Below are 26,377 nucleotides of genomic sequence, written 5' to 3'. Positions count from 1 at the left end.
ATGTTCAAGATCATCCGCGACCTGCTCCGCTTCAACATCGAGTTCGCCGTCGGCACCCTGATCACCCTGGTGATCGTCGGACTGTCGGTGCTGTCCTTCTTCTCCCCCTACCCGGCGGAGGACATCTACGTCGTGGCGCCCGACGTGCCACCGTCCTGGGAATATTGGCTGGGCACCACGTCCCGCGGGCAGGACGTGTTCTGGCAGATGGCCGCGGCGCTGCGCAACACGCTGCTGTTCGGCCTGGCCGTGGCGGCGCTCAGCCGGGTCATCTCGCTGACGGTCGGGCTGGTGTCGGGCTACATGGGCGGGATGACCGACCGGGTGCTGATGTCGATCAACGACACCTTCATCATCATCCCGCTGTTCCCGATCCTGGTGCTGTTCTACTTCGTCATGCGCGACAGCATGTCCTGGGTGCTGCTGGCGGTGATCATGGCGGCGCTCGGCTGGGCCTACGACGCCCGCCTGATCCGCTCCGTCGCCATGAGCCTGCGGACCCGGGAATTCACCCAGCAGAGCATCTTCTCCGGCATGAGCCCGCGCCAGATCATGACGCAGGAACACCTGCCCTACGTGCTGCCGATCGTCTTCTCGACCACGCTGAACAACATGAACTGGTCGATCGGCATGGAGGTGACCCTGTCGGTCCTGGGCTTCACCGACATCAACACGCCGACCATCGGCAGCATGCTCTACTGGGCCAACCAGCACACGGCCCTGGTCGCCGGCGTCTGGTGGTGGATCGCTTGGCCGGTGATCGCGGTGATGCTGCTGTTCATCGGGCTCTACCTGCTGGCGACCGCCCTCAACGAGTATATCGACCCCCGCAGCCGGCTCAGCCGGATGGGAGGGACGGCATGACACTCCACCAGCTCGCCCAGCCGGCCCCGGTCACCGCCGCGGCGCCGGCCACCCCGGCGCTCCGGGTCGAGGGCCTGCGGGCCTACTACCAGACCCGCTGGTTCGGCGTCACCCGCGAGGTCCGCGCCGTCGACGACATCAGCTTGCATATCGGACACGACGAGATCTACGGCATCGCCGGGGAATCCTCGTCCGGCAAAAGCTCGCTGATCAAGACCATCGCGGGCGCCATCCGCCCGCCGCTCAACGTGGTCGGCGGCTCGGTCAAGTTCGATTTCAGGACGCGCCAGGTCGATCTCTACGCCCTCAGCCCGGCCGAGCGCACCGCGATCCGCTGGAAGCACCTCGCCTACATCATGCAGGGCTCCATGAGCGTGCTGAACCCGCTGCGGCGGGTCCGGCAGAGCTTCGTGGACTTCGCCTTCCGGCACATGGGGCTGCCCATGCCGGCCTTCCTCCAGGCGGTCGAGGACCATCTGCTCCGCCTGCATCTACAGCCCGCCGTGCTCGACGCCTACCCGCACGAGCTGTCCGGCGGCATGCGCCAGCGGGTGGTGATCGCCCTGGCGACCGTCTGCCGGCCGGGCTTCATCATCGCCGACGAGCCGACCACCGCCCTCGACGTGGTGGTCCAGAAGAGCGTCCTGGCCATGATCCGCGAGGTCCAGCGGGAGATGAAGGCCTCGATCCTGTTCGTCACCCACGACATGGCGGTCCACGCCAACCTGACCGATCGGCTCGGCATCATGTATGCCGGCCGGCTGGTCGAGGAGGGCACCACCCGCGAGATCTTCCGCAACCCGCGACACCCCTACACCACCCACCTGATCCGCAGCCTGCCCCGGATCGGCGACGCCGAGCCGCGCAAGGGCCTCGAGGGCACGCCGCCGAACCTGGCCGACCCGCCGCCCGGCTGCCGGTTCCACCCGCGCTGCCCGATCGCCATGGATGTTTGCCGGCACGAGGTCCCGGCCCTGCGCCCCCTCGCCAGCGGCCACCGCGTCGCCTGCCACGCCGTAACCGAGGGGACCGTCCAATGACCGGCCCCGCAAGCACCGGACAGCTTCTGGAAGTCGACCGCGTCAGCCGCAGCTTCTGGACCGGCGGCCTGCTGTCCCGGCGGCGGGTCGACGCGGTCCGCGACGTCAGCTTCGGCCTGGCCGCCGACCGGCCGGAGATCTTCACGATCATCGGCGAATCCGGCAGCGGCAAGTCCACGCTCGCCCGCATGATCCTCAACGGCCTGGCGCCGACCTCCGGCAACCTGCGTTTCCACGGCGAGGACCTGTCGGGCATCACGCGCACCCGCGACCGGATGCGCTTCATGGGCCAGGTCCAGCCCATCTTCCAGAACCCGTTCGAGAGCTTCAACCCGTTGAAGCAGGTCGACCGCTACCTGACCATGACCGCGCGGAACTTCACCGACGCCCGCTCCCCGGCGGAGACCGACGCCGCCTCCGACCGGGCGCTCCGCAAGGTTGGCCTGTCCCTGGCCGAGGTGAAGGGCCGCTTTCCCCACGAGCTGTCGGGCGGCCAGCTCCAGCGGATCGCGATCGCCCGCGCCCTGATCCCCGGCCCCTCGCTGATCGTCGCGGACGAGCCGGTGTCCATGGTCGACGCCTCCCTGCGGGTGGCGATCGTCAACCTGTTCAAGGAGCTGCGGGACAGCCTCAAGGTCTCGATCATCTACATCACCCACGACCTGGCGACCGCCTACTACATCAGCGACCGCATCATCATCATGCAGAAGGGCGAGGTGGTGGAGAGCGGCGACGCCAGGACCGTTCTGTCCGACCCGCAGCACCCCTATTCCCGCCTGCTCAAGGACTCGGTGCTGTCGCCCGACGTCCCGCCGGAGCCCTCCGGCGAAGACCATCCGGCGCGCCCGCAGGAGCCGGCCCGCGCCCGTTCCTACTGATAGCAAGATCCATTGTCAGGAGACTTCCCCATGTTGAAGGCTGAGGTTCTGGTCGATCGCGATTTCGCCATCGGCGACACCGATCGGCGTCTGTTCGGCGCCTTCGTCGAGCACCTGGGCCGCTGCGTCTACGGCGGCCTCTTCGAACCCGGCCACCCGCAGGCCGACGAGCGCGGGTTCCGCCGCGACGTCATGGCGCTGGTCAAGGAACTGGCGCCCACCATCATGCGCTATCCCGGCGGCAACTTCGTCTCCGGCTACGATTGGGAGGACGGCGTCGGCCCGGTGGAGAACAGGCCCAAGCGCCTCGACCTCGCCTGGTTCACGACCGAGCCGAACACCTTCGGCACCAACGAGTTCATGGACTGGTGCCGGGAGACCGGGATCGAGCCGATGCTGGCGGTCAATCTCGGCACCCGCGGCGCCGACGCCGCCCGCCACTATCTGGAATATTGCAACCATCCCGGCGGCACCGCCCTGTCCGACCTGCGCCGCAGCCACGGCTGGGAGCAGCCCCACGGCGTCAAGTTCTGGTGCCTGGGCAACGAGATGGACGGCCCCTGGCAGATGGAGACCAAGACCGCGACCGAGTACGGCCGCATCGCGACCGAGACGGCCAAGATGATGAAATGGGTCGATCCCTCGATCGAGCTGGCGGTCTGCGGCTCCTCCGCCCGCAACATGCCGACCTTCGGCGAGTGGGAATACACGGTCCTCGACCACACGTTCGACCATGTCGAGTTCATCTCGCTGCACACCTACTTCAACAACTACGCCGGCGACACCGCCGCCTTCCTGGCCAGCCCCGACCTGATGGACAGCTTCATCGACGAGGTCGTGGCGATCGCCGACGCGGTCGCGGCGCGGCGCCGGTCGAACAAGCGCATCATGCTGAACTTCGACGAGTGGAACGTCTGGTACCGCACCCGCGGCCGGGGCGAGGGCCGGGCCAAGCCGGGCTGGCCGGAGGCGCCGCAGATCCTGGAGGAGGTCTACACGATGGAGGACGCCCTGACCTTCGGCGGCGCCTGCATCTCCCTGCTCAACCATGCCGACCGGGTCAAGTCGGCCTGCCTCGCCCAGCTGGTCAACGCCATCGCGCCGATCATGACGGAGACCGGCGGTCCGGCCTGGCGCCAGACGATCTTCCATCCCTTCGCCCACATGAGCAACCTGGGGCGCGGCCGGGTGCTCCGGTCGCAGGTGTCCTCGCCGACATACTCGGCCCGCTACTACGACCCGCGCGGCAGCCAGGAGCTGTACTATCCGCTGCCGAGCGTGCCCTACGTCAAGCTGGCGACCGTCCATAACGAGGAGGACAAGTCCCTGACCCTGTTCGTCCTGAACCGCCACCTGGAGGAACCGGTCACCCTCGACCTGGACGCCCGCGGGTTCAGCGACATGACCCTGGACCGCGCGCTGGAGCTGCGCCACGACGATCTCCAGGCGGCCAACACCAAGGCGGCCCCCGACGCCGTCAGCCCGGTGCCCCTCGACGGGGTGCAGGTGCGCGGCGAACGCCTCCAGGCCACCCTGAAGCCGGCGTCCTGGAACGTGATCCGCCTCCGGACGCCGTAAGGGCCCGTCAGTCCGCCGCCTCCTGGACCGCCGGCCGGGCCGCGAAGACCGTCGCCAGCCACCCGTCGATGTGGCTGGCGACGCCTTCCCAGCCGGGCTGGAGCATCATGGAATGCCCCATGTCGGGGAAGAAGGTCGCGTCGGTGCCGAACGCCCAGGCCGTCGCATGGACCTGGTCCGGCGGGAACAGCAGGTCCTTCTCGGCCCCCAGCACCAGCACCGGCAGCTTGCGTTTCGGCAGCGGCGGGAACGGCACCCAGCCGCCGATGTCGAGGAAGACGCGGCGCGACTCCTCCTGGACCCGGTTCTCGTACCGGGCCGCCTCGGCGCGCGGCATCGAGTCCGAGAACATCGCCCGGTACAGCGCCTCGAAACCCATCGCCTCGGTCCCGAACATCAGCATCTGGGACATCTTGTTGAACACATAGGGATCGCGCCAGGCCAGCCCCACGGTCGAGGCCATCAGGCCGTGGGGCGGCGCCGACGCCATCAGGACGCCGCCGGCCAGGTGCGGCCCCGCCGCCAGCGCCCGCTGCACCACGTTGCCGCCCATGGAGTGGCCGATCAGCACCGGCGGGCTGGAGCAGGCATCGGCGGCCTGGAGCACGTCGTCCACATAGTCGGCGATGCCGAACGAGTGCAGGCGCTCCTGTCCCTCGCTCTTCCCGTGGCCGCGCAGCGAGACGGCATGCGCCTCGTATCCCCGGGCGGCGAACCACGGCAGGAACTTCTCGGCCCAGATCCAGGCGCCGCAGAAGGCCCCGTGGACGAACAGCAGGGGCACCGGCTTGGATGGTCCCGTGGGGAAATGGGAGATGATTTCCAGATTCGGCATGGCATCCCGTCAGGCGGTAAAGATCCGATCCCCATGGACTTAGCCCGCCGCCCGGCCCGATCAAAGCGGATTCTCCCGGGCAACGATGTCGATCGGTTTGTCAGTGGGCCTCAATCAGGGACGGCGACCGTGGATCAACGCGAATGCGACCCGTCCCGATCGATGCGTTCGCGGCGGTACTGATGAGTTCGTCAGGCATCCTTGTACTCACGGCAAGCAGTAAGGAGTACCTACCATGATGCACACGCAAATGGTTGGCAAGTTCATGGGCGATATCGCGCCCGATCAGGAAGGCACCGATTCCTTTGATTGCGCATCGCTGTTGGCATCGATCGCGCACCAGCCGATCGCCGTCTCGACCGCGATCTTCCCCGCGGTCCGGGGTTGAGGATACGCCCGTCCCCTCGGGCCGGCGACCGCCAAGAACACGGAATAGGAAGTGGCAGACCCCATACACGAATCCCGGGCCGGGGCCGGCGATCCGCGCCGGATCGTCCTGGCCTGCACCATGCGCAACGAAGGCCCCTATATCCTGGAATGGGTCGCGTATCACCGCTCGATCGGCTTCACCGACTTGGTGGTCTGCACCAACGACTGCATCGACGGATCGCCCGACCTGCTCGACGCCCTCCAGGACGCCGGCGTGCTGACCCATGTCCGTACCGTCGTCGATTCCGGCGACAAGCCCCAGCTCGCGGCCTACCGGCAGGCCCAGGACCTTCCCGAGGTGCGCGAGGCCGACTGGGCGATGGTGCTGGACGCGGACGAGTTCCTGAACATCCATGTCGGGGACGGCAGGGTGACCGACCTGCTGGACGCCGTCCCTGAAGCGACCGCCTTCCTGATCAACTGGCGGGTCTTCGGCAGTTCCGGCCACCGGGACTGGAGCCCGGAGCCCGTGTGCGAGCGCTTCACCCGGGCCGCCGCCCTGGCCGACGGGGTCAATCTCTCCTTCAAGACCCTGTTCACGCGGATCGACGCCTACTGGTGCAGGCTGATGCCGCACCAGCCCCGCTATCCCCACGACGGCCGCCACGGCGAGCTGCGCTACGTGGACGGCGCCGGCGCCGTCCTGCCGGACTATTTCCACGACGAGTCCCGGGACGACTTCCTCCAGTCCGAGCCCGGCCGGGTCTCCTGGGCCCTGGCCCAGGTCAACCACTACAACACCCGCTCGCGGGACGATTACCTGGTCAAGCACCGGCGCGGCGGCGGGCTCGGCATCGACTGGGACCTCGACCGGAGCTGGGCCGCCTTCGACCGGAACGACGAGGAGGACGCCACCATCCTCCCCAAGCTGCCCCGCGCCCGAGCCGTCCGCGAAGCGCTCCTCGATGACCCGGAGATCCGGCGGCGGCACGAGCGCTGCTGCCGACTCTACGGCCTGCACGTTGAGAGCCTTCGATCCCAAAACGCCTGAAAGAACCTTCCTTGCCTTCGTCCACCCCTTTCACCTTCGGCATCCCCTTGATCCCCGCGGCATTGGCCGCGGACTGGGACTTGGTCCAGGACCTGCTCGGCCTGACGCTGGCCTCCGTCCTGGCCCAGACCGACCCCGACTTCCGGGTCGTCGTCGCCGGGCACGACCGCCCCTCCCGCCTGCCCGAAGACCCCCGCGTCGGTTTCGTCGCCGCCGGCTGGCCCGCGGGGGAGAACCGGCCGGACAACCTGGACAGCGGGCGCAAGAAGCACGCGATCAACGACAGGGTGATGGCCGACGGCGGCGGCCTGCTGATGTTCGTGGATGCCGACGACTGGGTCGATACCCGGCTGGTCGAGACCGCGCGGGCCCTGATCACGCCCGACCATGTGGGCGGGCTGGTCGCCGCCGGCTTCGCCACCGACCTCCGCACCCTGCGCAGCGTCGCCCTGCCCCATCCCGGAGTCTTCGACGGGGAGTTCCACCGGGTCTGCGGGTCGAGCAACGTCGTCAACCTGCGGCCCGGCCACCCGGACCCGTTCCGGCGCGACCCCTACCCGGTCCTGCACGACCATCACCTCTGGCTGGAGACCGCCCGGGAACACGGCGCCGAGCCCGTCCGCCTGCCGGTGGCGGGCACCTACCTGGTGAACACCTCGGCCAACCATTCCGAGACCCACGGCCCCTTCGCCGACTGGCGCCGCAGCTTCAACCGGGGCATCGCGGCGGCGGGGTTCCCGCTCGACGGCGCGGCGGCGGCCCGCTTCGGCCTGGACCTCCCCCGCATCGCCGCGGTTTCCGACCGGCTCGCCGGAATGGGCGGTGACACCGGAACGCCGGGACTGTTATAGCCCAAGCCCTGCCCCACATCGCCCGGAGGCCGCCGCATGGCTGTCGACAGCTCCCTGATCCACCGTCTGGCCGAGATGGGCCGCGACCGGGGATACGTCACGATCGAGGAGGTCAACCGGGTGCTTCCGGTCGACGGCATGACCGACAGCGAGCTGGCCCATGCGCTCGTCCAGCTGGAGGAGGCCGGCGTCTCCGTCGAGATCGAGGAGGAGCTGACCGGCCGTCCCCGCGTCTACGGCGGCCGGGCGGAGATCCCGGAATTCCGCCTGCCCGAGCCCACGGAGGACAACCGGGGCCGCGTCATCCCGCTCCGTCCGCGCCAGCAGGCGCAAGGCGCCGGGCCGCTCCCGCCCCAGCCGGAACGGCCGATGGCCGAAGCCGCCGCATCCCATCGCCCCGCCGCCGCCCCGGCCTCGACCCACCGGATCGTGATCGGCTTCGCGGCCGTCCTCCTGCTGATCCTGCTCAGCACCTTCCTGCTGACGTAGCGCTCCGGCCGCCCGCACCGTCAGCCCGCACCGTCAGCCCGCACCGTCAGTAGGTCGCCCGCCCGCCCGAGGCGTCGAACACCGCGCCGGTCGTGAAGGAGCATTCCTCGCTCGCGATCCAGCAGATCAGCGACGTGATCTCGTCCACCTTGCCGAACCGCCCCAGCGGGATCTTCGACAGCATGAAGTCGATATGCTCCTGGCTCATCTGGTTGAAGATCGCGGTGTGGACCGCGGCCGGGGTGACGCAGTTGACCGTGATATTCTTTTTGGCCAGTTCCTTGCCCAGCGACTTGGTCAGGCCGATCACCCCCGCCTTCGACGTGCTGTAGGCCGAGGCGTTGGGGTTTCCCTCCTTGCCGGCGACCGACGCGACGTTGACGATCCTGCCGTATCCGCCCGACAGCATGTAGGGCACCACGGCGCGGTTGCAGTAGAACAGGCCGTTCAGGTTCACGTCGATGACCTGCCGCCACTTGTCCACCGGGTATTCCCACAGGGTCGTGTTCGGCCCGGTGATCCCGGCGCTGGCGACCAGCACGTCGATGCCGCCCAGCTTCTCCGCCGTCTCCGCGGCGGCGCGCTCGACCTCGTCCCAGTCCGCGATGTTGGCCTTGACCCCGGCGCTCTTCGGTCCGAGCGCCTCGACGGCGCCGGCCAGCGCGTCCTGGTCCAGGTCCCACAGGCAGACCGAGGCGCCCTCGGCGATCAGCCGCGTCGCGACGCCCAGCCCGATGCCCGAGGCGCCGCCGGTGATCACGGCGCGGCGGCCGTCGAATCGTTGCGCGAAGCTCATTCCATCCCCTCCCGAGTTTTCATGACCGATTCCCTGCGGAGACTCCATGGGTACTCCGCGCCACCGGTTCCAGGAAAGGATCGCCGGCCGCGCGGACGGCTCAATGGTGTTTCTTCTGCCGGAAACCGTCGTGGCACCCGGAACATTCCTGCCCCACCCGCTTGAACTCGGACTGGAGTTCGGACCTCCCGCCGGACGCCGCGGCGGCCACCAGGCCCTCGACCGCCTCGTCGAACCTGCGCATGCGGTCGTCGAACTCGGGTCGCCGGTCCCAGACCGCCTTCGTGGCCTCGGAATGGTGGCCGTCGCTGCCGGGCGGGAACATGTGCATCACGTGCTCGCAGTGCTCGTGCATCGTCTCGGCCAGCCGCCGGGCCGTCTCCTGGTCGAAGGCGGTCTTGCCCGACAGCATGTTGCCCAGCGCCTTCATGTGCCGGCCCATCTCCTTCATGGCGTCCATGCGCTGGGCGACCACGCCGGTCGCCCCTTCATGGGACGCGGCAGGCCCCGCCGCCAGCAGGACGGCGGCGAGGATCGCGGCGGCGCGGGCGCCGGACAGGGCTGCGGTCGGGAACATGGCGGAAACCTCTCGGCGTTCGGGACGGGCTGTCGGGATGACGGTCCGGGCGGTGCTTTATTCCACCTCAACCTTTCCAGAACGGTTTATCGCACTCCATCCGGGCTTCCGCACGGCTGATGCCGATATCGGTCAGCATATGGTCTGACAGGCCGGCCAGCTGCCGCCGCTGCCAGGCCCGCTCCCGCCACAGGCACAAGGTATCGAAGACGGACAAGACGGCGCGCGAACCCCGGGAGGCCCCTTCCGCCGCCTCCGCGAACGACCGCCGCGCGGCCAATGACGTTTCCATGACGACCTCCTGTTTTTCTCCCCTCCGGCAGCGCCGGCTCAGGCAAGAAGCTACAGGGGCGATGTTTCACCCTGACGTCCGGCGGACCGCCCTGCTGTTTCAGTTGTGTCCTTCGGTCGTGTCCAGGAGCACGGCTCGCCCGAGGCGGTTAACGTTTAATTAACCTTAAACACCCAATCTTCCCCACCGACAAAGCACTTGGCGGGAGGAACGGCATGAACGGCCATATCGACGACATGATGCTCGGCGCCTATGTGGACGGCGAGCTGCACCCCGATGCGGTCGCGAAGATCGAAGCCTTCCTCGCCGGCAGCGCGGAAGCCCGCCGGAAGGTCGGCGCCTTCCGGGAGATCAACGCCCTCCTCCGCGCCTGCGGATCGGACCTCAGGGACGCCGCCTGAAGGCTCCCGCCCCTCCTCGGCCGCCGCCCTGCACCAGCACCGCGACCTCCGGGGCGGCGGTGAGGTTGCCGGCGATGATGATCGCGACAGGAAAGGGGTCAGAGTGCTTTTCGGATTTCCGATCCTGACGCTCTCGACGGCCGCCTTCCTCCCGGTACCGGGAAGCCCGCCACGGAACCACCCCCGCCGCGGCCTGTTTTCCGTTGGACTTCATAATCAGCGGAGGAATGCCCATGACCGGCTCTGCAGGGACGCCGCCGACCAGCGCCAAGCCCGCCACGTCACAACCTGACAAGGCCGCCGCCGCGACCACGGAGACGGCGAGGCCGTCCGCCGAGAAGATCCTGGAGACAGGCCCGGAGGAAGTCGGCGCACCCACCCCGGCCGCCAGGTCCCCCGTAAGCCCCGCCACGGGCACCGGCACCGGTATGGGCTCAGGGTCCGGCGGCATGGGCGGCGTGGTCGAGCCCAGCCTGCCGCCCCGGTCGGCCGGCAGCGACCGCGACGCGGGCATCCGCTCCGGCAGCGTCGCTTCCCAATACCAGCGGCGCAGCGAACAGGCGAACGAGATCACGGAGCGTGCCCGGATGAGCGCCATGCGGGCCGGCAGCTATGCCCGGGAACAGGGACGGCGCGGCCTCGGCACGGCGGAGTCGTTCGTGCGGGAGAACCCGGCGACCAGCCTGATCGCCGCCCTCGCCGCCGGCCTCGTGCTCGGCGCCCTGCTGGGCCGCGGCTCGCAGGGGTCGTCCCAGCGGACGCGGGGTTATGACTACGACTACGACGACGAGGAGGCCTACACGCGCGACTATTACTACGACTGACCCCCGTCGGGGCTATTTCTGCCGCCGCCCTGCCCCGAACCGCCGCCCCGCCCGTTAAGGGGGAGCCGTTCAGTCAAGGAGGAGGAGAAGAGCCCCGATGTTCGCCCAGACCACGAAGCGCGCCACCCCGGCGTCCGGTGCCCGGTACCTGCCGGCCGTAACGGCGCTGGCGGCGCTCCTGCTGGCCTCGGCCCCGGTGCCCGCGCAGGCCGGCCAGCTGTTCGACGCCATCAAGCAGCGCGGCTCGATCCGGTGCGGCGTCAGTACGGGCGTTTCCGGATTCTCGACGCCGGACAGCACCGGCAACTGGTCGGGGATCGACACCGACATCTGCCGCGCGCTGGCCGCCGGGCTGTTCGGCGACAAGGGCAAGGTGACCTTCACCTCGCTGTCGCCGCAGCAGCGCTTCACGGCCCTCCAGTCGGGCGAGGTCGACCTGCTCTCGCGCAATACGACCTGGAGCCTCAGCCGCGACACCGCGGTCGGGCTCGATTTCGGGCCGATCACCTTCTACGACGGCCAGGCCTTCATGGTGCCCAAGACGCTGGGCGTGACCTCCGCGACGGAGCTGGACGGGGCGACCGTCTGCGTGCAGCCGGGAACCACCACCGAGCAGAACCTGACGGACTTCTTCCGCCGCCACCAGATCAGTTTCCAACCCGTGGTGATCGAGGCGTTCGACGAGATCAACGCCGCTTTCTTCGCCGGGCGGTGCGACGCCTACACGACCGACGCCTCGGGACTGGCGGGGGTGCGCGCCACCCTGGCCTCCAATCCCGACGACTACGTGATCCTGCCCGACCTGGTCTCGCAGGAGCCCTTGGCCCCGGCGGTCGCCCACGGCGACGACCAATGGTTCGACTATCTGAAATGGACCGTGTTCGCCCTGATCCAGGCCGAACAGCTCGGCCTGACCTCGGAAAACATCGACGAACGGATGGACGATCCCGATCCCAACGTCCAGCGCTTCGTCGGAAAATCCGGCGATACCGGCCAGATGCTCGGCGTCGATGCGAAATGGTCCTACAACATGGTCAAGCAGGTCGGCAATTACGGCGAGCTGTTCGAACGCAACCTCGGCCAGGGCTCCCCGCTGAAGCTGGAACGCGGCCTCAACGCCCTGTGGACCGAGGGCGGCCTGATGTACGCCCCGCCCATCCGCTGACCGCGGAAGGGCGAGGACGCCCCGGGATACCCGGACCGTCTATACCCGACGAGACCGCGTGATTGCCGTTCCCCGGCCTGTCGCGGAGTTCGTGTCCTGGCTTTCCTGTCCCTGGGCACACGGTCTTGCACGAAACCGAAAACTCCAAGCCCGCGCCACTGCCCGTGGCGCGGGCTTTTCTCTGGCCGCAAAGAAGAAAGGCCGCCCCGAAGGGCGGCCTTTCCGAATTGTCAAACCACGGTCCGGTCAAGGACCACGATGCGACGCTGTATTACGCGTAGATCCCGCCGGAGGCGAAGACCTTGGTCACTGTGACCGACGACCGCGGCTTTGAACAATTAGACACAAGATCACCTCCTTTCTGTTGTTGCGACAGTAACCACTATGTAGAACCCGGCCGGAACGGGTGCAAGTCCGCTTGGCAGGGTTTTTTCATCGTTTCGCGCCTTCCTCCCAGGGCACCCGGCGATCGCCGGCGCGGCTTCTGCGCCGTGCCCCCATCCTTCCGGACTGCCCATCCTGATAATAATAATCGTTTGCAATCAACTCCGACATTATGAGAATAAGTCGCATTCTTATGAAGCGGGAGCAGAGAGTGCGCAGACGAGGAGTTGGGGACCGGCGGCCGAGGGCAGCGGCGCTGGGCGCCCTGGTGCTGACGGGATTCATGGTGCCGGCCGTGGCGGGCGCCCAGGACGGCGGTTCGGATGCGGCCGATGCCCCGGTCGAACTGCCGGCCCTGACCGTGACCGGCCAGGGGGAGACCGCGCTGACGCCGGTCACGGGCTATGTCGCCAACCGGCAGGCGACGGGCACGAAGACCGATACGCCGCTGATCGAAGTGCCGCAGTCCATCTCGGTGATTCCCGCCGACCAGATCCGGGACCAGAACGCCCAGAGCCTGAACCAGATCGTCCGCTATACCGCCGGCGTCACGCCCGAAACCCGCGGCGCGGTATCGACCCGCTACGACCAGCTCACGATCCGCGGCTTCGACGCCGACACCTACTGGAACGGGCTCAAGCTCCCGTCGCTGTACTACGCGGCGCCGCAGATCGATCCCTTCCTGCTGGAGCGGGTGGAGGTGCTGAAGGGACCGACGTCGGTGCTCTACGGCCAGTCTCCGGCCGGCGGCCTCCTCAACCAGGTCAGCAAGCGGCCGACCGCGACGCCCCTGAACGAACTGGGGTTCGAACTCGGCACCAACGACCACCTGCGCGGCACCGCCGACTTCTCCGGCCCGATCGACGCGGAGGGCAGGTTCCTCTACCGTTTCAGCGCCGTCGGGCTCAGCGAGGACGGCCAGTTCCGCACGACCGAGAACGAGCGCGTCGCCCTGGCCCCCTCCTTCACCTGGCGCCCTGACGCCGACACCAGCCTGACGCTGTTCGGCTTCTACCAGCGCGATCCCAGATCCAACTCCTATGGCGGAGTGCCGCCGGAGGGAACGGTTCTGCCGAACCCGTTCGGCAGGATCCCGGTCGATTTCTACGACGGCGAGCCGGATTTCGAAAAGTTCGACCGCACCCAGAAATCGGTCGCCTATGATTTCGACAAGCGGTTCAACGACACCTGGAGCGTGCGCCTGAACGGCCGCTGGCTGCGCACCGAGGCCGATTACGACAGCGTCTACGCCAACGGCCTCCAGCCGGACTTCCGCACCCTCAACCGGGGCGTCGCGACCTCGCGCGAGGAGATGGACTCCTACACCTTCGACAACCAAGTCCAAGGGCGCCTCGCCACCGGGCGGGTGCAGCACACGGTGCTGGCCGGCTTCGACTATCAGCGGTTGGACGGCACCTACGCTCCCGGCTTCGGCGTGGCGCCGTCGATCGACGTCTTCGCGCCGGTCTACGGCCAGCCGATCGTCCGGCCGGAAACCAGCCGCACCGACCTGAAGGGGAACCAGTACGGGGTCTATCTCCAGGACCAGATCCGGTTCGGCGGTTTCGTGCTGACGCTCGCCGGCCGCCACGACTGGGCGGAGACCGAACGGACCACCGAATTCGGGAAGGCCAGCCAGTCCGACCAGGCGCTGACAGGCCGCGCCGGCCTGACCTACCTCTTCGAGAACGGCATCGCGCCTTACGTCAGCTACGCGGAGTCCTTCAATCCGCAGAGCGGGACCGATTTCGCCGGCAACCTCTTCGATCCGGAGGAAGGGACCCAGTACGAGGTCGGCGTCAAGTACCAGCCGCCGGGAACGAACAGCCTGTTCACGGCGGCGGCCTTCGAGATCACCCGCAGCAACCTGCTGACCAGCGACCCGGCCCATCCCGGATTCTCCGTCCAGAGCGGCGAGGCGCGGTCGCGCGGCATCGAGCTCGAGGCGAAGATGGCGGTCACCGACCGGTTGGACGTGATCGGCGCCTATACCTTCCTCGATACCGAGTACACCGAGGACAACGACGGGCGGGAAGGTTTCCGGCTTGCCGCCGTGCCGCGCCATCAGGCATCGGGCTGGGCCATGTACCGGGTGCCGGAAGGCTCGGCCCTCGAAGGCCTAAGCCTCGGCGGCGGCGTCCGCTACACCGGCAGCACCGTGAATGCGGCCAACACCTTCAAGGTGCCGTCCTTCACGCTGGTGGATGCGGCGGTCACCTACGACCTGGGTTCGCTCTCCCCCAAGCTGGAAGGGGCGGAGGTCTCGCTCAACGCCAAGAACCTGTTCAACAAGGAGTATGTCGCGTCCTGCTACTTCGGCGAATGGTGCGCCTATGGCTACGAGAGGTCGGTGACCGCCGGGCTTCGATACCGCTGGTGACCCGTCCCGTCGCCGCCCCGTCGACCGGTGGCAACACCACGGCTTGTGCCGGAATGGGACGGGGCGGCCGTCGGGCGGCCCCTATGCGCCGGTCTGCTCGACAGTCGAGACGGCCGCGTCGGGACTTTCGGCACTGTTTCCCAGACAGGTCCCGACGGATTGTCTCTGCGCCTCGGCTCGGAGCATCCTTGATGCCTCGACCAGGCGGCGGGAACGATCGAACTCGATTTCGGCACGCTTCATCAGTGCCGCGAGCCGTGCCTTCCGAACTTCCGAACCGCTATCCACCATAAGCCCTTCCCTGTCGACGGCTGCCATCCAAAGCCAATCGGGCCGGGAAGTCTGTACACTGGCGAACATGAGATTCAGGAAAAGGAGTATGGAACAAGAGATCGAAGGCGGACATGGGCGAAGGGGAACCACCCAGATCGATCTTCCTCGTGAGGGTGCGCCTCCCGCCACGCCCGCAGGGCTTCGATCACATGATTCTTTAGGATGAAGCATCTTGTATAGGCTTTTCTCGATCCTGTTCTGCGTCACCCTGATGACCACGTCGTGCTCGGTGGTCCCCCCGCCGGGCTGGGATCCCCTGTCCCTGAAGAAGGCCCCTTCGCCCCCGACGCCGGCGAACAAACCGTTGCTTGGAGGAGTCGTCGGAACTCGGCCGGCCCCGTGCCTGCCCGGCCGTAAACCCAACATCGAAGAAATCGGCAAGGGGACGAACGAGTGCACCCCTGACCGCGTCACCCGTTTCGGCGGCGAGGGTCAGGACAGATAGGGGATCTGGTCCATCATGGCCCTGAACGCCTCCTCCGGAACGTCGAGCGCATACACGCTCCCGTCGTTCATGATGACCCGCGTGCAGCTTGCCCGCCCGCCGAACACGCCTTCGCAACTGCCGAAGCTGAAGACCTCCCGCAGGTCGAGCCGCACGGGAGGCCCGTAGGCCGGCAGGATCTTCCCGCCGACCTCCTGGAATACCGCGAACTCGTGCACCGCATCTGTCATCCGTGGACCGCCGGAGCGTTGATTAGGAGTGACGCCATGGAACACGCACGATCATACGCCAAACCCGCCTGCAGCGGCAGGACTGTCACCGAGGAGAGCAATCATGTCTGGACGTGGTCATACGGGCCACGTCACCGTGCGGACCGCTCCTCCCGCTGCGCCAGGGCGGCATTCCGATACGCCTCGCCAAGGCCCCGGAAGGTGCGTATGAGGAATATGCTTCCGCCCGGTGGAAGCCGCCATGCCTGATCGGCCAGATAGATCAGGCCGTCAAGATGATCAAGCAGAGAGATGCCGTCCTGTGCCATAAGTCTTGCAACCAAAAAAATGGCCACCCGCAGGAGCTCGGATGGCCATCAGATCAGGGAGGAAAGTTCCTGAGATCAGTTTGTCCCGGCGAAGGAAAGCACAAGGAACTGCTTCTGATTGTACGCTGCCGTACCAGAGATGGAAAAATCCGACTCTCCTACACCAATGCGCAGACCACTACCCGAGCAATTGCTTGAGATGCCGCTGGACGATGCCGTAGCACTCGCAAGAGGCGCTCTCCAGGTTCGGACGGTCAAGGATGGTCATGCTGCCGTTCGTATAGCTGATCAGGCCGGCCTGCTTCAGGGTGCCGGCGGTGACGGTCACGCCGGCCCGGCGCACGCCCAGCATCATCGCCATGAACTCGTGCGTCATCGGGAACTGATCACCCTCGGCGCGGTCATGCGCCATCAGCAGCCAGCGGGCCAGACGCTCTTCGAGTGAATGGCTGCCGTTGCACACGGCCGTCTGCGACATCTGGGTGTAGAGCGCCTGCACGTAGCGCAGCAGCCGGGTGCGCAACGCCTCGCTCCCGTCGAGCGCCTGCCGCAGGGCCGCCGCGCCGAGGCGCAGGGCCGTGCCTTCCATCTGGACCACCGCGCCGGCAGGCGCGGTATCGACGCCCAGGATGAGCGGCGTCCCGACCACGCCCTCGGAGCCGGTGAGTCCGACCTCGATGGCGTCGCCGTTCACCAGATAGGCCAGGTTCGACACCATGCCCGTCTCGACGAAGTAGGCGGCCTCGATCGGCTCGTCCGCTTCAAGGAGAACCTGCTTCAGAGGCAAGGAGACAGGTGTCAGGAAATTTGCCAGATGCTCGAAGTCGGCGGGCGGGAGGGCGGCCAGGAGCCGGTTGCGAACAGCGGATTGCTTGATCTGAGACACGTGTGCCCCCTTCGGTTCAGCGGGAGCACACACATCTCTCGGTCGCCCACAGCCAGTATCGTGGTGGGTAATCATCTTCAATTGGTACGTGCTGACGGTTCCCGCAAGATGAGGCTAGGAAACAAAGGCTTTCCCGCGACCTGACCGGCAGTGCCGTAGGTCGGGCTTCGGCCGGGGCCGACCTACGATAAATCGATCAAAAAGCAGTCCGCCCAAGGTCCGGCACGCGGTCGAATGGGGCGGGATGATCACCCCGGAATCCGGTGAGTGGCGGGAGTGACGAGGAGACCGCCCCCGAGATGACAGGCTGTCGATCCAAGCAGGCAGGTTGTTCGCAATAAGTTGAAATACAGGAACAATCCGTTCAAACCTAGAAGATTTATTGACGTCGAGATCCATCGAAAGTGCGGTTTCGTACAGCACCCTGCTTTTGTTCATGCCTCAATAAGAGCGTCGATGCTGCCAGTCCGGCAAGCCTGATCCGACGTGCGACTAGTGGCTCGGCACAGTGATTATGATGAGCTGGCTTCGGGCCTTTGAAGGACCGGCAGGCTCTCCGGTGGCACGAGCAGCCTGATGCTGCGGGCGGCACCGGGGGTGCGCTGGATGAGGCCGGTGCGTTCGAGGGCGAGGACCATCTGGTGGATGGTGGGCGGGGTGACGCCGAAGAAGCGCTGCAGGTCGGCCTCGGCGGGCGGTCGGGCATTGATGCAGGTGTAGGCGTGGATGAACGCCAAATACTGCCCTTGCTTGGGCGTGAAATTCGGTTCCGGGTGGGGCTGTGACATCGCGGCGGCCATCGGGTTGTCGGGGCTTTGAGCGTCGAGGAGGCCCGATGACTGTACGCTACCGCGTGGATCTGAGCGAAGCCGAGCGGACCGAGCTGCAGGCCCTGGTCAGCGGGGGTCGGCAAGCCGTGCGCAAGGTCAAGCGGGCGCAGATCCTGCTGGCGGCCGACGCGGGCCACGGCGACGAGGCGATCGCCGCCACCCTGGCGGTCGGCACGGCCACGGTGCACCGGACCCGGCGCCGCTTCGTCGCGGGCAACCTGGACGCCGCGCTGGGCGAACGGCCGCGGCCGGGGGCGCCGCGCAAGCTGTCGGGCAAGGAGGAGGCCCTGCTGGTGGCGACCGCCTGTTCCGAGCCGCCCGAGGGCCGGGCGCGCTGGACGCTCGACCTGCTGGCGGGAGCGCTGGTCGCGTTGACCGGGCACGACGCCGTGTCCGGCGAGACGGTCCGGCGGCGGCTGGCCGAGAACGACCTGAAGCCGTGGCGCCGGGACATGTGGTGCATCCCGCGCGTCGACGCCGAGTACGTCGCGCGCATGGAGGACGTGCTCGACCTCTACGCCGAGGCGCCCGACCCGGCGCGCCCGGTGGTGTGCTTCGACGAGAGCCCGACCCAGCTGATCGGCGAGGCGCGCGAGCCGGTCCCGGCCGCGCCGGGGCAGCCGGAGCGGTTCGATTATGAGTACCGGCGCAACGGCACCGCCAACCTGTTCGTGTTCCTCGACGCGCACCGCCCCTGGCGCGCGGTCAAGGTCACCGACCGGCGCACGGGGCGCGACTTCGCCGCGTGCATGCGCGACCTGGTCGACGTCCACTACCCCGAGGCCGAGCGGATCCGCGTGGTGCTGGACAATTTGTCAACCCATTCGGCCGGGGCGCTCTACGAGGCGTTCCCGGCGTGCGAGGCGCGCCGGGTGCTGCGCCGGCTGGACTTCCACTTCGTGCCCAAGCACGCGAGTTGGCTGAACATGGTCGAGATCGAGATCGGCGTGCTGCGCTCCCAGTGCCTGGACCGCCGCATCGCCGAGCGCGAGCGCCTCGAGGCCGAGGTGGCAGCCTGGCAGCGCCGGCGCAACGCCGAGGGCGCCCGCATTACCTGGATGTTCACCACCGAGCGGGCGCGTGAGAAGATGGGCCATGCCTATCCCGATCCGGAGCCCTCCCTCAAGCAAGCCGCCTGAACTCATCAAAACCACTGTGCCGAGCCACTAGGTGGAACAGGATGAACGAAGTTTTGCTTTTGGAAACCCGCGGGTTGCGTCATGGCCTTCAGTTGCTGAACGAAGTGACCGGGCGTGTCTCTCGATCTCAGGTCGACGACATCATCGTGCCCCTGACCATCAGGAATTCCACGCCAGGGGAAGGGGACCTCCCCGACGGCGCACGTGCCATCACGGGCGATCTTGCAACGCCGAACGACGCCGAGGGGACGCTTCGTCTTCTGATCGCTCGTGGCGCCGCCTTGAGGGTCGAGAGCGCGGCGGTGATCGAACAGGCCCATACGGTGCAAGCGCAATCGAGGCTGCTGCGGGTGCAAAGCGCCGTTCTGGTCCACAGCGGATCTTCCCGGTGACTTGGGCGCTTGCTTCGCCGTTCGGAAGCTTCGGCGTAGCGCAGCCCTCCTGATCCGATGCATGCCGAACCATCCGGATGGATTCCCAACACTCTGGAGAACTGCCATGACAGCTCAACACGGACGAGGTCGCCGCGCGGCGAGGAAGGGACCGGCGACGCAAACAGATACTTTGGTGATCGCGTCCCTGGTCGGACGGGGTTCGGCCCGAGCACCGGGACCTGCGATGCCTCCCGCCGGCCGAGGAGAGGATCGTCGGGCAATCCGGCGCGCTCAGATGCCGGCCGAGCCCCTGTCCGCAGTCAAGGATCATAAATACCCGGTCGAACAGGTGGTGCATTTCACGCCGGGCAGGTCGAACCCCGAAGTTTCGTCAGGCCGCTACGAAATCGTGCGCCACCTGCCGCCGGACGGTTCGGAGAACCTCTACCGGGTCCGGAGCCTTGACGATAACCATGAACGGGTCGTCCGGGAAAGCCAGCTTGCCTGAATTCAGGGTGCGTGACGAGACGACGGCCGCATGGGAGCTTCGCCGGACGAACGGTCTGGCGGGAGGGTTCCAGGCAAGCGGCGATCTGGTCGCCCACGCAACTGTTCCGAGGATATATATCAAGACGATCACGTCTTGACCGCCGTCTGTACTGTTGCGGCTTGTCCAGCGATCTCGGGATGGACCAGCTGCCGGGAGAAAGGATCATGAACCAGTATGAAAGAGTTCGGCTCGCCATGGCCGAGCGTAGTGTCCGCGAAGGCGAGGAGCAGATCGCCCGCCTGTCCGAGACCATCAAGGTGTTGGAGCGGAGGGGCAATGAGATGGCAGCGGCACGAGCCAGGAAGCTGTTGAAGGACTTCCAATGCGACCTTGCTCTGGCCTACGCCGACCTGACTGTGTTTCGTGCGGATAGCCGACCTCCGGAACTGCGTGGCGGATGACAGGAAGGATGCCGGTCCGCCGGAATCATCCGATCCGAACCGCATTACGTACGCATGATGATCTACGGTGCCCAGAAACAGAAAGGCCGCCCCGAAGGGCGGCCTTTCAATTGTCAAACCACGATCCGGTCAAGGACCACGATCCGGTCAAGGACCACGATGCGACGCCGTATCACGCGCAGATCCCGCCGCAGGCGATGACCCTCGTCACTGCGACCGACGGCCGCGGCTTCGAAAGGTTGGACGAAGGATCATTTCATTTCTGTGTTGTGGCAGCGATTACTATGCGCAATCTCACCGGAACGGGTGCAAACCTGGCCGGCCAGGATTTCGTTCTCTTTCCCATCCTGCCTTCAGGCATCCGCCCGCACGCATCAGCGGGCGCGCAGGACGGTCCGGCACCGAACGATCCGCACCAAGGGCGCGCTCTCGCAGGACACCGCCAAGCTCATGGTCTTCAAGCTGATCGCGGCAGCATCCAGAACCTGGCGGCGACTTCAGGGCGAAAACCAGTTGCCCAAAATCATTCATGGCGTCAAATTCCGCGACGGCATCGAGGTCAGCGTGCCGACATCACAGAGCGCCGCCTGAACACCTCGTCACCCAAATTCCGCTATAGCTCTCTGCGGACTGCCCCTCGCCGTTCTGCGCCGGATAGCTGTGCGATTTTTTGGCGGATACGAGTACCCATGGGCGTTACTTTCTTCAGGCAGGACGGAGCGCCTCCCAAGGCTCCGAGAGGGCGCTAGGCGGGAGAGCTGAAAGTTTCAGAGGCTGGTTAACGTCAGGTTGGTTAACGTAATGTTAACCTGGACGAGGATCAGGCTGGACGTTTGAGACGACCGACTCCAGGGCTGCGAAGCCGCTAGATCCGGCCGCTACTGCCGATCAGCCGACCGTATAGCCGCCGTCGATTACGATCTCCTGGCCGTAGATGTTGCGGGCGCCGTCGGAAGCGAGGAAAACGGCCACCTCGGCGATATCCTCGGGCTTGCCGAACTGGCCGGGCATCAGCCTGGCGTTGATCTGTTCCGCAACGGCCTGCAGCGTGTCCGGCTGAAGTCCAACCTTGCCCCATAGCGGCGTGGCGATCGGCCCGGGCGCGATCGCGTTGACGCGGATACCCTGCGGCCCCAGTTCCGCCGCCAGCGTCTGGGTAACCGATTTCAGAGCCGCCTTGCTGGCGCTGTAGATGGCAAGCCCGGGAAAGCCGACCTGGGTCAGGAAGCTGGTGTTGAACAGGATCGAACCGCCCTGATTGATGTGCGGCAGGAACAGCCGGGCGGTCTGCACGGCGCCCACGAAGTTGACGCTGAATTGCTCATGGATCGCCTCCTCGGTGCTGTCCGCGAAGGACACCACCTTGGCCATGCCGGCGTTCGGCACGACTATATCGACGTTGCCGTAGTGTAATACGGTATCGTCCACTAACCTCTGCAAGTCGGCTGTCTTTGTGACGTCGCCGGCAACGACGAGAACAGCATCCGGATCGGTGGCACGGATCGCCTCCAGCCCTTCCCGGTCGCGAGCGAAAACGACTATGCGCGCGCCTGCGGCCAGGTAGCGCTCGGAAACCGCCCGGCCGATCCCGGTGCTGGCACCGGTGATGACGGCAACTTTTCCCTCGAGCACCCTCGACATTTCCAGGCTCCTGTCCTTCGATGAAAGCTTGGTTAAGCGAGCTTCCGGGCAGATTGATAGCAGATATCTGCGCCAGAGATTTGAGCACGATCAAATAGGCCGGATAGATTCGAGCGTACTGTCGTCTTCGGGTCGGGCCTCGCTCAGCATTTTACATTTATCAAGTAGGATGGCGGATGCAGGGCCGTACCCATGTTTAACCAATCTCTATTGAGGGCCAATGCATGGCGAAATTGCAAACAGGTCTGACAGAGATCATCGGCAGGAAGGTAGCCGGGCATGATACGGCCGGGGATCTCGTCTCCGATGCCGAGGCTGTCGCACCGCTCCTGGGCCTGGCACCTGGATTCTTCATGGAGGAACTGAGAAAGGGCGTTCTCTATCAAATGTACGAGCGAGGAACGGAGGAGGACATAGGCAGAAGCAGGGTGACGTTTCGCTATCGGGCGCAGCAATCCGTTCTGTCGATGGACTCCCACGGGCGCGTGCTCGATGTCGCCTGAGGAGGATCCGAACACCTGGCCGCGAGAGCGCCTCCCTTCCTCCAGCGAATTCGCTTCCCCCGACCAGGGCGGGCAGGCCGAAGCCGGCGACTGGGGGCCGCTGTCCAGTCTGCCCGGCAATCCCATGATGTGGATCCTGATCCTGGGTGAGTTGGCGGTGTTCGGCGCCCTGTTCGTCGGGTTCGCGGTGGCGCGCGCTCTTGACCCGGTGACTTTCGATGCCTCGCAGGCCCATCTGGACGGTCTTCTCGGTGGGTTGAACACCATGGTCCTCGTGACCAGCGGCTGGCTCGTCGCTGTCGCCGTCCAGCGCAGGGCGTCGAGCCCAATCGTACCAAACCGTAGCCACCGGACGGCCATGCTGGGCGCCATGGCATTCGGCGGGGTGTTCCTCGCGATCAAGGTCGTGGAATACGCCGACAAGATCGGCCAGGGGTTCACACCCGAAACCGACATGTTCTTCCAGCTCTACTACCTGATGACCGGCTTTCACGCGCTGCACGTGGTCATGGGCCTGATTATCCTGGGCATCGTCACCTGGCGTGACAGTCCGGAGAACATGGAAACCGGTGCCGCCTTCTGGCACATGGTTGACCTGATCTGGGTGCTGCTCTACCCCCTGGTATATCTGCTGAGGTGAGCCATGACTGTCCTGACACGTACCTGGGCCATTCTGATGGGCCTCACAGCCGTTTCCCTCCTGGCTGGAAGGCCTGGCGGAGAGGGCAGCATTGGTTTGCTCGGGATCGGTCTCGTGCTGATGACCGCCAACTTCAAGGCCGACCAGATCCTCACGCACTTCCTCGGCCTTCAGCGCGCCGGATCCGGCTGGCGGATGCTGTTCCGGGTCATGCTCACGCTGCTGGGGGCAACGATATTCGGGATCTATGCATTGACACCCATGATTACGGCCGCCTCCCGCTGAGGCCAATCCGGGCGGTAGCTCATGACGGCAACAGCCGGATCAAACCGAGTCCCGTCCGGACCGACACTGGGCTTCTACAATGGACATGAAGTAAAACTTCACGCCGGTTAACTAATCATTGGCGGCTGTGATCCAATGATACCTGCAGGCCCCGGAAGTTCACGGCCGGAAGCGACGGTTCTCAGTCCGTCAAGCGCGCGGTTGATGACCGTTCCATCGCGACGGGTCGCGTAGACGGCATAGGCCGAGTGCGAAAATTCCGGAGTTTTGGTCACCCGCCGCAGGCGGCCGTCGGCAAGAAAGGGATTGACGGTACCGATCCTGAAGTAACCCGAGCCGCCGGCCGTCAGGAGATAAGCCAGGGCGAGAGGCCCGAGCGAGATCGATACCGGTGGGCTGGCAAGTTCAGGGAAAGCAGCCTGATGGTTCGCCGCGAAGGTCGGCCCCCAATCGACATAAATGTACTGCCCCGGGGTCATCGTGCCATCTGGAGCGCTGGTCACCATGATAAGCTTTTCATCGGCAATCAATTCGGCGACAAGGTCCTGTCGCTGTGGCGGGCTGTAAAGAACAGCGATATCGAGGGAGCCCTCCTGCACCCTGTCGAGCAGGCGTGCCGGGCTGTCAACTTCCGCCCGCAGCGCGAACTCAGGACATTCCTGATGCATCCAGATAAGCCAGTCGGACAGTAGCGGATGCCATAAGGTGAGTTCACCGCCAAGACTGACGACATCCTCCCGCCCCGGCGGAAGGGCCACCTGATAGCGCGCATGCTCCCACACCTGAATGAGGGTCATGGCGTGGTGGACAAAGCGCTCTCCGGCAGGCGTCAGACGCGCCCCCGACTTATTGCGGACGAACAACCGGCGGCCAAGCTGATCCTCCAGCGCACGGATCCGAGCACTTACGGCCGTCTGGGTCAGGTGCAAACGCTCTGCTGCGGTGCCGAAGCTGCCACTCGCCAGGACTTCGAGAAAGGTGCGGGCCAGGTTGATGTCCATCACTTTCATATGAATATTATTGCTCATATTTTCAATCAAAATTCATTGGTTAGCTGCGAGGATGTACGGCACGATCGTAGTAGGAAACAGATAAATAACCTAACTGCTATGTTAAATAGAGTGTACCGACAGGCTTGGCTTGAAAGACACGGCGCACGGAGTTGGAGGACATGAGCGACTCAGAACACCGCGGTTCCGGATTGAACGAGATCCAGTGGCAGCAGCTCATGGCTCTGACGACCTCCCTCAATCCAGCGCAGACCACCTGGGTCAGCGGTTTCTTCGCTGGGCTCGACTACGCTGCCAGGGCTGATTTGGTTCCCGGTGGCTGCCCCGTACTGGCAGCCCCCATCTCCGATCCGCCGACCGCATCCAGCACCCGGACAGTGACGATCCTCTATGGAACCGAAACCGGTAACAGTGCCGCCCTGGCGGCAACTCTGACAGATCAGGCAAAGGCACGTGGTCTGAGCGTCACGATGCATGACATGGCCGTGTACAAGTGCCGGCAGCTCAAGGACGAGCAGGATCTTGTAATTATCGCAAGTACCTATGGCGAGGGCGATCCGCCGCAGTCCGCCGCTGGATTTTTCGAGTTCATCGAGGGACACAAGGCTCCGAAGCTGCCCAATCTCCGCTTCGCGGTCCTGGCGCTCGGCGACTCCACCTACGAATACTTCTGCGAAGCCGGGAAACGCCTCGACCGCCGCTTTGAAGAGCTCGGCGCGCAGCGGCTGAAGCCCAGGCTAGACTGCGACGTGGACTATGACGAGCCGGCGGCGGCCTGGATCGCCGAGATTGCGGCAAGTCTCGATAATCGACGATCCCACACCGGCGCCTCCACCAATCCTGCTCAGCCTGTCTCATCGGCTCAAGCGCAAGTTGCGGTCTTCGACAAGCGCAACCTGTTTCCGGCTACCATCATCGAGAACATTGTCCTGACGGGACGCGGCTCGTCTAAGGAGACGCGGCATGTCGAACTGTCGCTCGAAGGTTCCGGCCTGAGCTATGAACCGGGCGACGCACTCGGATTCATGCCGAGCAACGATCCGTCCACAGTCGATGCGGTTTTGACCGCTCTCGACTTGGCACCTTCGACGCCGGTCAAGACCAAGGGTGGATCAACTGCGCTGGGTGACACCCTGCGATCGGGCCTTGAGATTACCACCCTGACCCCGCGCTTTCTGGATCACTGGGCCAGGATCTCGGATGCGGACGCGCTGGTGCGACTGACACAGGCCGACCATGCCAGCGAGCGCGCATCTTTTATCCGCAACCACCACATCATCGATGTGATCCGACAGTTCCCGGTGAATAGAGTCGATGCCGAAACCTTTGTCGCCGGCCTGCGGCCGCTTCAACCACGGCTCTATTCCATTGCATCAAGTCTTGCCGTCGCTCCGGACGAAGTGCACCTTACCGTCTCAACCGTCCGCTACGATCTTCACGGCGAACCGCGCTTAGGCGTGGCATCCGGTCATCTGGCCACGCACGGCGAACTGGATGGGCTGTTGCCGGTCTACATCCAGAAGAACCCGCATTTCCGGCTGCCCGCTGACGATGTCCCCATCATTATGATCGGTGCCGGGACCGGCGTTGCGCCTTACCGCGCATTCATGCAGGAGCGTGAGGCGCGCGGCGCATCCGGACAATCCTGGCTTTTCCTCGGCGAGCGCAACTTCCGGACCGATTTCCTTTACCAGACCGAATGGCAGACACTCATCAAGGACGGGATTCTCACCCGCATGGATGTGGCCTTCTCGCGCGACCGGCACGCCGATGGCGAGGCCAGGATCTACGTGCAGCACCGGCTCAAGGAGCATGCCCGCGACGTGTTCGCCTGGCTTGAGGAAGGTGCGCATCTCTATGTTTGCGGCGACGCGGCACGGCTGGCTCCCGATGTTCACCTGACGCTGGCGGCAATCGTGGCGGAGGAAGGCGGCATCGGTGCCGCCGCGGCGGAAGATTATCTCCAGCGTCTTCAGCGAGATGGCCGATATCAGCGCGATGTTTATTGAGTCCTATGTTTATTGAGAA

29 protein-coding genes and 1 pseudogene are annotated in these 26,377 nt (G+C 65.8%); 21 read left to right on the top strand and 9 right to left on the bottom strand.

Translation table 11 applies throughout. The annotated features are described in order from the left end of the window. Genes JL101_RS34660 through arfA form a run of 4 tightly spaced genes read left to right on the top strand, consistent with a single transcriptional unit; the run spans position 1 to position 4,360 of the window. Entirely contained in the window at positions 1-864 is an 864-nt protein-coding gene (locus tag JL101_RS34660; RefSeq protein WP_203103528.1) for an ABC transporter permease, read from the top strand. Next, entirely contained in the window at positions 861-1,904 is a 1,044-nt protein-coding gene (locus JL101_RS34655; RefSeq protein WP_203103529.1) for an ABC transporter ATP-binding protein, read from the top strand. Before JL101_RS34660 ends, JL101_RS34655 begins: the two co-directional genes overlap by 4 nt. Continuing rightward, positions 1,901-2,782, top strand: a complete 882-nt coding sequence (locus tag JL101_RS34650; RefSeq protein ID WP_203103530.1) for an ABC transporter ATP-binding protein — start codon at positions 1,901-1,903, stop codon at positions 2,780-2,782. Before JL101_RS34655 ends, JL101_RS34650 begins: the two co-directional genes overlap by 4 nt. 30 nt (positions 2,783-2,812) lie before the next feature. Next, the gene (arfA, locus tag JL101_RS34645; RefSeq protein ID WP_228435642.1) at positions 2,813-4,360 is read left to right on the top strand and encodes an arabinosylfuranosidase ArfA; all 1,548 of its coding nucleotides are present in this window, start codon (positions 2,813-2,815) and stop codon (positions 4,358-4,360) included. 7 nt (positions 4,361-4,367) lie between these two features. Here the strand turns inward: arfA and JL101_RS34640 are convergent, their stop codons facing one another. Next, the gene (locus tag JL101_RS34640; protein ID WP_203103531.1) at positions 4,368-5,195 is read right to left on the bottom strand and encodes an alpha/beta hydrolase; all 828 of its coding nucleotides are present in this window, start codon (positions 5,193-5,195) and stop codon (positions 4,368-4,370) included. Between the two features lie 235 nt (positions 5,196-5,430). Between JL101_RS34640 and JL101_RS34635 the strand changes: the two genes are divergently transcribed. From JL101_RS34635 to JL101_RS34620, 4 genes are read left to right on the top strand one after another with little or no spacing between them, the layout of a single operon-like run. Further along, positions 5,431-5,583: a hypothetical protein gene (locus tag JL101_RS34635; protein ID WP_203103532.1), complete on the top strand. Its 153-nt coding sequence runs from the start codon at positions 5,431-5,433 to the stop codon at positions 5,581-5,583. Positions 5,584-5,634: 51 nt separating this feature from the next. Continuing rightward, complete coding sequence (locus JL101_RS34630; RefSeq protein ID WP_203103533.1) at positions 5,635-6,615, top strand: glycosyltransferase family 2 protein; 981 nt, start codon at positions 5,635-5,637, stop codon at positions 6,613-6,615. An 11-nt stretch (positions 6,616-6,626) separates the two neighbouring features. After that, on the top strand, positions 6,627-7,466 hold the full coding sequence (locus JL101_RS34625; RefSeq protein ID WP_203103535.1) for a glycosyltransferase family A protein: 840 nt from the start codon (positions 6,627-6,629) through the stop codon (positions 7,464-7,466). Positions 7,467-7,502: 36 nt separating this feature from the next. Further along, positions 7,503-7,955 carry an RNA polymerase sigma factor region1.1 domain-containing protein gene (locus tag JL101_RS34620; protein ID WP_203103537.1) on the top strand — a complete coding sequence of 151 codons (453 nt, stop codon included), beginning with the start codon at positions 7,503-7,505 and terminating at the stop codon, positions 7,953-7,955. Positions 7,956-8,001: 46 nt separating this feature from the next. Here JL101_RS34620 and JL101_RS34615 read toward each other — a convergent pair whose 3' ends face one another. From JL101_RS34615 to JL101_RS34605, 3 genes are all read right to left on the bottom strand, one after another. After that, positions 8,002-8,751, bottom strand: a complete 750-nt coding sequence (locus JL101_RS34615) for an SDR family NAD(P)-dependent oxidoreductase (RefSeq protein ID WP_203103539.1) — start codon at positions 8,749-8,751, stop codon at positions 8,002-8,004. Between the two features lie 100 nt (positions 8,752-8,851). Next, complete coding sequence (locus tag JL101_RS34610) at positions 8,852-9,328, bottom strand: c-type cytochrome (RefSeq protein WP_203103541.1); 477 nt, start codon at positions 9,326-9,328, stop codon at positions 8,852-8,854. A 67-nt stretch (positions 9,329-9,395) separates the two neighbouring features. Continuing rightward, complete coding sequence (locus tag JL101_RS34605; RefSeq protein WP_203103543.1) at positions 9,396-9,620, bottom strand: DUF1127 domain-containing protein; 225 nt, start codon at positions 9,618-9,620, stop codon at positions 9,396-9,398. Positions 9,621-9,835: 215 nt separating this feature from the next. Between JL101_RS34605 and JL101_RS34600 the strand changes: the two genes are divergently transcribed. The 4 genes from JL101_RS34600 to JL101_RS34585 all read left to right on the top strand — a co-directional run bounded on the left by JL101_RS34600 (position 9,836) and on the right by JL101_RS34585 (position 14,774). Further along, positions 9,836-10,021: an anti-sigma factor family protein gene (locus JL101_RS34600; protein ID WP_203103545.1), complete on the top strand. Its 186-nt coding sequence runs from the start codon at positions 9,836-9,838 to the stop codon at positions 10,019-10,021. Positions 10,022-10,254: 233 nt separating this feature from the next. Further along, on the top strand, positions 10,255-10,845 hold the full coding sequence (locus tag JL101_RS34595; protein WP_203103547.1) for a DUF883 family protein: 591 nt from the start codon (positions 10,255-10,257) through the stop codon (positions 10,843-10,845). A gap of 97 nt (positions 10,846-10,942) precedes the next feature. Further along, positions 10,943-12,010, top strand: a complete 1,068-nt coding sequence (locus JL101_RS34590; protein ID WP_203103549.1) for an amino acid ABC transporter substrate-binding protein — start codon at positions 10,943-10,945, stop codon at positions 12,008-12,010. A gap of 595 nt (positions 12,011-12,605) precedes the next feature. Next, positions 12,606-14,774 (top strand): TonB-dependent siderophore receptor, encoded by a 2,169-nt coding sequence (locus tag JL101_RS34585; RefSeq protein ID WP_228435641.1) that lies wholly within the window; start codon positions 12,606-12,608, stop codon positions 14,772-14,774. Positions 14,775-15,539: 765 nt separating this feature from the next. Here the strand turns inward: JL101_RS34585 and JL101_RS34580 are convergent. The 3 genes from JL101_RS34580 to JL101_RS34570 all read right to left on the bottom strand — a co-directional run bounded on the left by JL101_RS34580 (position 15,540) and on the right by JL101_RS34570 (position 17,776). After that, complete coding sequence (locus JL101_RS34580; RefSeq protein WP_203103553.1) at positions 15,540-15,782, bottom strand: hypothetical protein; 243 nt, start codon at positions 15,780-15,782, stop codon at positions 15,540-15,542. 486 nt (positions 15,783-16,268) lie between these two features. After that, on the bottom strand, positions 16,269-16,976 hold the full coding sequence (locus JL101_RS34575) for a Crp/Fnr family transcriptional regulator (RefSeq protein ID WP_203103557.1): 708 nt from the start codon (positions 16,974-16,976) through the stop codon (positions 16,269-16,271). A 512-nt stretch (positions 16,977-17,488) separates the two neighbouring features. Further along, positions 17,489-17,776 (bottom strand): LexA family protein, encoded by a 288-nt coding sequence (locus JL101_RS34570; protein WP_203104621.1) that lies wholly within the window; start codon positions 17,774-17,776, stop codon positions 17,489-17,491. Positions 17,777-17,811: 35 nt separating this feature from the next. On the opposite strand from JL101_RS34570, the gene JL101_RS34565 reads away from it, so the two are divergent. From JL101_RS34565 to JL101_RS34545, 5 genes and pseudogenes are all read left to right on the top strand, one after another. Further along, positions 17,812-18,945 (top strand): IS630 family transposase, encoded by a 1,134-nt coding sequence (locus JL101_RS34565; RefSeq protein WP_203104623.1) that lies wholly within the window; start codon positions 17,812-17,814, stop codon positions 18,943-18,945. Positions 18,946-18,986: 41 nt separating this feature from the next. After that, on the top strand, positions 18,987-19,337 hold the full coding sequence (locus tag JL101_RS34560) for a hypothetical protein (protein WP_203100823.1): 351 nt from the start codon (positions 18,987-18,989) through the stop codon (positions 19,335-19,337). A gap of 277 nt (positions 19,338-19,614) precedes the next feature. Next, complete coding sequence (locus JL101_RS34555; RefSeq protein ID WP_203100824.1) at positions 19,615-19,827, top strand: hypothetical protein; 213 nt, start codon at positions 19,615-19,617, stop codon at positions 19,825-19,827. 206 nt (positions 19,828-20,033) lie between these two features. Further along, positions 20,034-20,270 carry a hypothetical protein gene (locus tag JL101_RS34550; RefSeq protein ID WP_203100825.1) on the top strand — a complete coding sequence of 79 codons (237 nt, stop codon included), beginning with the start codon at positions 20,034-20,036 and terminating at the stop codon, positions 20,268-20,270. A gap of 390 nt (positions 20,271-20,660) precedes the next feature. Beyond that, a pseudogene (locus JL101_RS34545) lies at positions 20,661-20,861 on the top strand (IS256 family transposase); the annotation flags it as partial. 297 nt (positions 20,862-21,158) lie between these two features. Here the strand turns inward: JL101_RS34545 and JL101_RS34540 are convergent. Beyond that, a complete protein-coding gene (locus JL101_RS34540; RefSeq protein ID WP_203100826.1) occupies positions 21,159-21,911 on the bottom strand; it encodes an SDR family NAD(P)-dependent oxidoreductase in 753 nt (250 codons plus the stop codon). Positions 21,912-22,135: 224 nt separating this feature from the next. On the opposite strand from JL101_RS34540, the gene JL101_RS34535 reads away from it, so the two are divergent. From JL101_RS34535 to JL101_RS34525, 3 genes are all read left to right on the top strand, one after another. Continuing rightward, the gene (locus JL101_RS34535; protein WP_203100827.1) at positions 22,136-22,414 is read left to right on the top strand and encodes a DUF6522 family protein; all 279 of its coding nucleotides are present in this window, start codon (positions 22,136-22,138) and stop codon (positions 22,412-22,414) included. Between the two features lie 124 nt (positions 22,415-22,538). Next, positions 22,539-23,054, top strand: a complete 516-nt coding sequence (locus JL101_RS34530; protein ID WP_228435680.1) for a cytochrome c oxidase subunit 3 — start codon at positions 22,539-22,541, stop codon at positions 23,052-23,054. A 3-nt stretch (positions 23,055-23,057) separates the two neighbouring features. Further along, positions 23,058-23,339 carry a cytochrome C oxidase subunit IV family protein gene (locus tag JL101_RS34525; RefSeq protein ID WP_203100828.1) on the top strand — a complete coding sequence of 94 codons (282 nt, stop codon included), beginning with the start codon at positions 23,058-23,060 and terminating at the stop codon, positions 23,337-23,339. 107 nt (positions 23,340-23,446) lie between these two features. On the opposite strand, the gene JL101_RS34520 is transcribed toward JL101_RS34525, so the two are convergent. Further along, positions 23,447-24,340 carry a LysR family transcriptional regulator gene (locus tag JL101_RS34520; protein WP_228435679.1) on the bottom strand — a complete coding sequence of 298 codons (894 nt, stop codon included), beginning with the start codon at positions 24,338-24,340 and terminating at the stop codon, positions 23,447-23,449. Positions 24,341-24,510: 170 nt separating this feature from the next. On the opposite strand from JL101_RS34520, the gene JL101_RS34515 reads away from it, so the two are divergent. Continuing rightward, complete coding sequence (locus JL101_RS34515; protein ID WP_203100830.1) at positions 24,511-26,358, top strand: assimilatory sulfite reductase (NADPH) flavoprotein subunit; 1,848 nt, start codon at positions 24,511-24,513, stop codon at positions 26,356-26,358. Positions 26,359-26,377 lie beyond the last annotated feature (19 nt).

The sequence above is a fragment of the Skermanella rosea genome (assembly GCF_016806835.2).
GTDB classification, from domain to species: Bacteria; Pseudomonadota; Alphaproteobacteria; order Azospirillales; family Azospirillaceae; genus Skermanella; species Skermanella rosea.
Note: the sequence above shows the minus strand (reverse complement) of the source record. Positions and strands in the feature narration are given on the sequence as shown.